This is a genomic window from Variovorax sp. 01T439_2, assembly GCF_056398445.1.
Genome location: NZ_JBFTPJ010000322.1, coordinates 1 through 5769 on the forward strand (window position 1 = coordinate 1; position 5769 = coordinate 5769).

Below are 5769 nucleotides of genomic sequence, written 5' to 3' on the forward strand. Positions count from 1 at the left end.
AGGCAGCCCAGATAGACCACGTTCTTGCCGGGCGCGCGCGCCACCTGGAACACGCTGGCCTGTACCTGGGTGAAGTCGGTCATCATCATGGCGACCGGCGCCGGATAGAAGTACGCGTCGCTGATCGCCAGCACCGCCTGGGTGAGAAAGGCCTGCGACTTCTCGTCGCTTGGCAGTGCCGCGAGCCCCGCGCCCTCGCGGCTCAGATTGAGCACCTCGAACAGCACGTCGTTGAGGATGCGCACCAGCACCGCGCCGGCACGTTCGCGCTCGGCTTCGGGCACGTTGGCTTCCATGAATTCGGCAATTGCCTGCCAGCCGCCGAGCGTGGCGGCATCGGCCTTGGCGCGCTCGCTGCCGGCAAACAGGGCGAGCGCACGCGCCGCCGAAACGCGCAGCTGCTCGGCCATCTCGGGCCGCTTGGGATCGATGGCCTTGGCGATGTAGCGCTCCACCGCGCGGTTGCGGGTGTCGGCATCGGCCAGCGCGGTGCGCATGCGCACGAAGCTGTCCATGGAGCCTTGCTCGTCGGCCGGCACGCGCAGGTAGCGGAACGGCTCCTCGGGTTTTTCGCGCATGCCGAGCAGGAACACCGGCTGGCCGTCGCCGGTATCGACCGGCACCATGTAGTTCTGGTACTCGCGCGCCTGTCCCGCGGCATCGCGCAGCTTGTAGCCGATGCTCGGGCCGATGTTGCGCAGCACCTTCGGCTTGCTGGTCTTGTTGGCGGCGCCCAGGCGCGATTCGATGTCGTGCCGCAGGTCGACCTTGCGCACGTCGGCGCCGCTGCCCATGGCGCCGCCGTCGGCAAAGTTCTCGACGTTGATGACGCGCAGCGCGGCGTATTCGAGCGTGAGCTTCTCGCGGCCGTTGGTAATTTCAGTGCTGGGCCCGCCGATCACGCCCTCGACATCGAAGGGCTTGGCCGCAGCCGCCATCGGCACCGCCTTGAGCTTCACCTTGGAGCCGCCGTCGTCGAAGCTCGACTGGTAGATTTCCACGCCCTTGTAGCTGGCCGGATGGTTGACCTCGATGCGCGCGGGCACCTGCTCGCCGGTCTCGCGGTCGTGCAGCACCACCTCGCTTGCGAACAGCTTGGGCATGCCGGTCGAGTAGTAGTCGACGATGAATTTCTTGAGCTCGATCGAGAACGGCAGCTCCTGCAGCAGCACGCCGTCGGACTGCTGCAGGATGGCCACGCTGCCCTGCGCGCCCTCGGGCACCAGGATGTTGCCGCGGAAGGTCGGGTTGCGCGGCGACAGCCGGTGCTGCGCCGGCACGTCGGCAATCATGCCGCCGCCGGTGAACACGCTCTTGCCGTTGAACCAGGTCTGCGCCCGCACCACCAGGTCGCCGTCGAGCAGGCCGCCGATGCACACCAGCACGATCGCGCTGTGGGCGGCGATGTAGCCCAGCTTGTGGGCGCCGCCCGCGCGTGCGGCCACCATCCAGCCGGCTTCGGCATGGCCGCCCGCGGCTTCGCGCTGCTGGAGCTTGACCTTCCATCCGCCGYTCACCAGCAGCTGGCCGATGCGGTTGGCCGCCGCGGCGGGCGCCTCGTCGAGCCGGCTCTCGGCGCGCTGGCCGAAGGCCTTCAGGCTCTGCGCACGGATGCCTTCCTTGAAGGTCTTGAGGTCGATGAAGATGCGCGGCGTGTTGCGCGCGATGCACAGCGTCGTGCTGATCACCAGGAACAGCAGGATCAGCAGGAACCACCAGGCGCTGTAGACCGAATCGAGCTTGGCCGCGCGGAACAGCTCGGCCCAGAACGGCCCGAACTGGTTGATGTAGTTGTTGATCGACTCGTGCTGCTTGAGCACCGTGCCGATGATCGATGCGATGCAGATGACGGTGAGCAGCGCAATCGCGAAGCGCATCGACGAAAACAGTTCCACCGCAGCGCGTAGCACTTGCGGGCCGCGATGAACGCGAAGGCCGTGGGTGGAGACAGACATCGGTCGATGGGAGAAAAGGAACAGGGAAAAAGCAAAGGGCGGGCCATCCAGCTGGATCGGCCCGCCCTCTGTTTGGGTTTTTTATCGGCGGTTAGTTCACGCTGAAGCGCGTGGTGTCAGCGCAGGCCGGCGATGTAATCTGCAACAGCCTTGATTTCGCGGTCGTTGAGCTTTGCGGCCACGCCGGTCATGGGAGCGCTGTTCTGGCGCACGTTGTCCCGGAAAGCAACAAGCTGTGCCACCGTGTAGTCGGCATGCTGGCCGCCCAGGCGCGGGTACTGCGCGGGCATGCCGGCGCCGTTGGGGCTGTGGCAGCCGGCGCAGGCCGGGATCTGGCGATCGGCAATGCCGCCGCGGTAGATCTTCTCGCCCAGCGCGACCAGGTCCTTCTCCTTGGAGAAGCCGGTCTTGATCTTCTTGGAGCCGACGAACCAGGCGATGTTGCGCATGTCCTCGTCGGACAGCTTGGCCGCCATGGGCTGCATGATCGGGCTCTTGCGCTTGCCGGACTTGAAGTCCTGCAGCTGCTTGAGGATGTATTCGGGGTGCTGCTGCGCCAGCTTGGGGTTGGCCGCAATGGCCGAGTTGCCGTCCGCGTTGTGGCAGGAAGCACAGGCCTGGGCGGCGGAATTGAACACCGCGTCGCCCTTGGCGGGATCGGGCTTGGCCGGCTTGGCCGCGACGGGTCCGTCAGCTGGCGCGGCGGCGTGCTCGTCGGCCGCAAGGCTAGCGCTGGCTGCGACGCCCATGAGGGCTGCAAGCAGAAAATTGGCAAACAACTTCATATCGGGGGCTCGATTTATTGGCGCAAAACCCCGCGATTCTACAATGGCAGCCCGTTCCGAAAGCTCATTGATGATCACCCCGTCGCGCAAGCACGCCGCTCCCCCTTCCCGCGCGACCCCTGCCGTGGACCCCGTTGCCGCCGAGCGCGAGCGCATCGCGCTCGGCTGGCTGCACACGGCGCACTTCCTCACCAGCGCCCCGCAGCTGGAGCATCTGCCCCCGCTCGACCTGCCCGAAATCGCCTTCGTCGGCCGCTCGAACGCGGGTAAATCGACCGCAATCAACACGCTCACCCAGCAGACGCGCCTGGCCTTCGCTTCCAAGACGCCGGGCCGCACGCAGCACATCAACCTGTTCGGCGTCGGCAAGCAGAAGGCCGACGACGCCGTGCTGGCCGACCTGCCCGGCTACGGCTATGCGGCGGTTCCCAAGGAAGCCAAGCTGCGCTGGCAGCGCGTCATGGGCAACTACCTGATGACGCGCGAGAACCTGCGCGGCGTGGTGCTGATGTGCGACCCGCGCCACGGCATGACCGAGCTCGACGAGATCCTGCTCGACGTGATCCGTCCGCGCGTGGAACAGGGGCTCAAGTTCCTCGTGCTGCTGACCAAGGCCGACAAGCTCACGCGCAGCGAGGGCGCCAAGGTGCTGTCCATTACGCGACTGCAGGCCGGCGGCGGCGAGGTCAAACTGTTCTCCGCCCTCAAGAAACAGGGCGTGGGGGAGGCCGCCGAGCTGCTGTGGCGCTGGGCGCATCCGCCCGGGGAAGAAAAGCCGGAGGCGGCCCCTCCGGCCGCGCCGCAAGACACCTAGGCGAAAACCGGCGCGGGCCGTTTCATCTGCGTGATCCACTATCAAAACAATAGCAACGGAAGTTGAAGGAGACAAGGCATGATCGAGACGTTCCAGCGCAGCCTGCCCAACGGAATCACGCTGAGCTGCCGCGCAACCGGCACGCCCGGGCGCCCCTTGATGGTGTTCCTTCATGGTTTTCCCGAGGCCGCGTTCATCTGGGACGAACTGCTCGAGCACTTCGCCCAGCCTGAACACGGCGGCTACCGCTGCATCGCGCCCAACCTGCGCGGCTTCGAGAAGTCGAGCGCACCCACCGAGGTGGCCGCATACAAGGCCCACCTGCTGATCCAGGACATCCAGCAATTGGCGGCCACCGAGAGCGCGGACGGCACCATGGCCGCCTTGGTCGCGCACGACTGGGGCGGCGCTTTCGGCTGGGGCTATGCCAATGCCTTTCCGCAGCAGGTCGGCAAGCTGGTCATCATCAATTCGCCGCACCCCGGCACCTTCACGCGCGAGCTGCGCCACAACCCGGCGCAGCAGCAGGCCAGCGCCTACATGAACTTTCTCGCCAGGCCCGATGCCGAGGCCCTGCTCTCGGCCGACGACTTCAAGCGCATGTGGCCCTTCTTCACCTTGATGAAGGCCGGACCCGACGGCTTCGGCTGGCTGACCGAGGACGTGAAGCAGCGCTATCGCGAGGTGTGGAACGCCGGCCTCACGGGCGCCTGCAACCTGTATCGCGTCACGCCGATGAAGCCGCCGCTGCCGGGCCAGGGCATCGACGGCATTCCGGTGCTGCCGCGCGAGCGGCTCACCATCGACGTGCCGACCTTCGTCTTCTGGGCGCTCGACGACGCCGCGCTGCTGCCGGGCCTGCTCGAAGGCCTGGAGGACTACGTGCCGAAGCTCGAGGTGAAGAAGGTGCCCAACGCCACCCACTGGATCGTGCACGAGCAGCCGCAGCTGGTCGCGCGCGAGATCGAGGCCTTCCTGCAGCGGAGTTGAAGCGCCGCCATCAATAGACCGGCGGCGCGCCTTCAGGCCGCGTCTTGAAGCGGCGGTGCACCCAGTAGTACTGCGAAGGCATCGTGTCGATGTAGCCCTGCAGCCGCTGGTTCATGAGCGCCGTGTCGGCCTCAACGTCGTCGGTCGGGAAGTTCTGCCAGGCCGGCCGCACTTCGATCTCGTAGCCGCCAGGCGTGAGCCTCGCGACCACCGGCACCACCTTCGCCTTGCCCAGCCGCGCAAAGCGCGAGAGCGAGGGCACCGTGGCCGCCTGCACGCCGTAGAACGGCACGAAGATGGTCTGGTCGCGGCCGAAGTCCATGTCGGGCAGCAGGTACAGGAGGCCGCCCTTGCGCAGGCCTGCGAGCACCGGCTTGATGCCGTCGACGCGGTTGAGCGCCGCCACGTTGCCGAAGCGCGTGCGGCCTTCGCGGATCCATGCGTCGACCATCGGATCGCGCTGGGTCGTGTAGATGGTGGCCGAGGGCCTTGCCGTGTGCATGGTCAGCGCCGTGGCCGCGGCATCGAGGCCGTAGAAATGCGGCGCGAACAGGATCATCGGCTCGTCGCCATCGGCAATCTCGCGGATCTCCGCCGCCGCGCCCACCACCTTGAGCCGGCTGGCCACCACCTTTTCGGGTGCGTGCCAGAGCCAGCTGCGGTCGAGCCAGGACTGCGCCACGTACACGAAGGTCTCGCGCGCGATGCGGCGGCGTTCGGCTTCGGATTTGCCGGGAAAGCACACCGCCAGGTTGGTGTCGACCACGCGTCGCCGCGGCAAGGCGATGGTGTGCAGCACGCGTCCGAGCAGCGCGCCGAAACCGCGCACCAGCGGCAGCGGCAGCGGCGCGATCGCGCGCATGAAAGCGATGCCGAGCCGGGAACCGAGACTCATCGTGCCTGCTCCCCGGGCTGGGCCGCCACCGCGGTTTCGCCGCGCGGCTCCTTGTAGCGCGCGTAGTCCCACACGTACTGCCCCGGCAGGCTGTGGATCAGGCGCCCGATGGCGTCGTTCATGGCGGCCGCCGCGGCCTCGATGGGCGCGGCCGGATCGGTGAGCGGCGTGCCCACGATCGGCTCGAAGCGGATCACGTAGCCCGCGCCGCGCGGCAGCCTTTCGCACACGCTCAGGAAACAGGCGGCGCCGGTCTGCTGCGCGAGCCGCGGCAGCAGCGTCATGGTGTAGGCCGGCCGGCCGAGAAAGGGCGCCCACACGCCCTGCCCG

General features: G+C 67.5%; 6 protein-coding genes. 2 read left to right on the forward strand and 4 right to left on the reverse strand.

From position 1 onward, the window contains the following. Together AC1DOC_RS16415 and AC1DOC_RS16420 are read right to left on the reverse strand one after the other, a co-directional pair. Positions 1 to 1955, reverse strand: a 1955-nt coding sequence (locus tag AC1DOC_RS16415; RefSeq protein ID WP_478130096.1) for a cytochrome c biogenesis protein ResB, incomplete at its 3' end; no start/stop codon positions are given. A 116-nt stretch (positions 1956 to 2071) separates the two neighbouring features. Further along, positions 2072 to 2740 (reverse strand): c-type cytochrome, encoded by a 669-nt coding sequence (locus AC1DOC_RS16420; RefSeq protein ID WP_012746280.1) that lies wholly within the window; start codon positions 2738 to 2740, stop codon positions 2072 to 2074. A 70-nt stretch (positions 2741 to 2810) separates the two neighbouring features. Between AC1DOC_RS16420 and yihA the strand changes: the two genes are divergently transcribed. Both yihA and AC1DOC_RS16430 read left to right on the forward strand, forming a co-directional pair. Further along, the gene (gene yihA / locus AC1DOC_RS16425) at positions 2811 to 3554 is read left to right on the forward strand and encodes a ribosome biogenesis GTP-binding protein YihA/YsxC (protein WP_012746279.1); all 744 of its coding nucleotides are present in this window, start codon (positions 2811 to 2813) and stop codon (positions 3552 to 3554) included. A 78-nt stretch (positions 3555 to 3632) separates the two neighbouring features. Further along, complete coding sequence (locus AC1DOC_RS16430) at positions 3633 to 4544, forward strand: alpha/beta fold hydrolase (protein WP_012746278.1); 912 nt, start codon at positions 3633 to 3635, stop codon at positions 4542 to 4544. 10 nt (positions 4545 to 4554) lie between these two features. On the opposite strand, the gene AC1DOC_RS16435 is transcribed toward AC1DOC_RS16430, so the two are convergent. Next, positions 4555 to 5439 carry an LpxL/LpxP family acyltransferase gene (locus AC1DOC_RS16435; protein ID WP_012746277.1) on the reverse strand — a complete coding sequence of 295 codons (885 nt, stop codon included), beginning with the start codon at positions 5437 to 5439 and terminating at the stop codon, positions 4555 to 4557. Then, on the reverse strand, positions 5436 to 5769 hold a 334-nt coding region (locus AC1DOC_RS16440), incomplete at its 5' end, for an LpxL/LpxP family acyltransferase (RefSeq protein WP_478130097.1). The genes AC1DOC_RS16440 and AC1DOC_RS16435, both read right to left, overlap by 4 nt.

Bases quoted from the DNA above. Each gene is read 5' to 3' on its own strand.
- AC1DOC_RS16420 (WP_012746280.1), bottom strand. From the start codon at position 2,740: ATGAAGTTGTTTGCCAATTTTCTGCTTGCAGCCCTCATGGGCGTCGCA.
- yihA (WP_012746279.1), top strand. From the start codon at position 2,811: ATGATCACCCCGTCGCGCAAGCACGCCGCTCCCCCTTCCCGCGCGACC.
- AC1DOC_RS16430 (WP_012746278.1), top strand. From the start codon at position 3,633: ATGATCGAGACGTTCCAGCGCAGCCTGCCCAACGGAATCACGCTGAGC.
- AC1DOC_RS16435 (WP_012746277.1), bottom strand. From the start codon at position 5,439: ATGAGTCTCGGTTCCCGGCTCGGCATCGCTTTCATGCGCGCGATCGCG.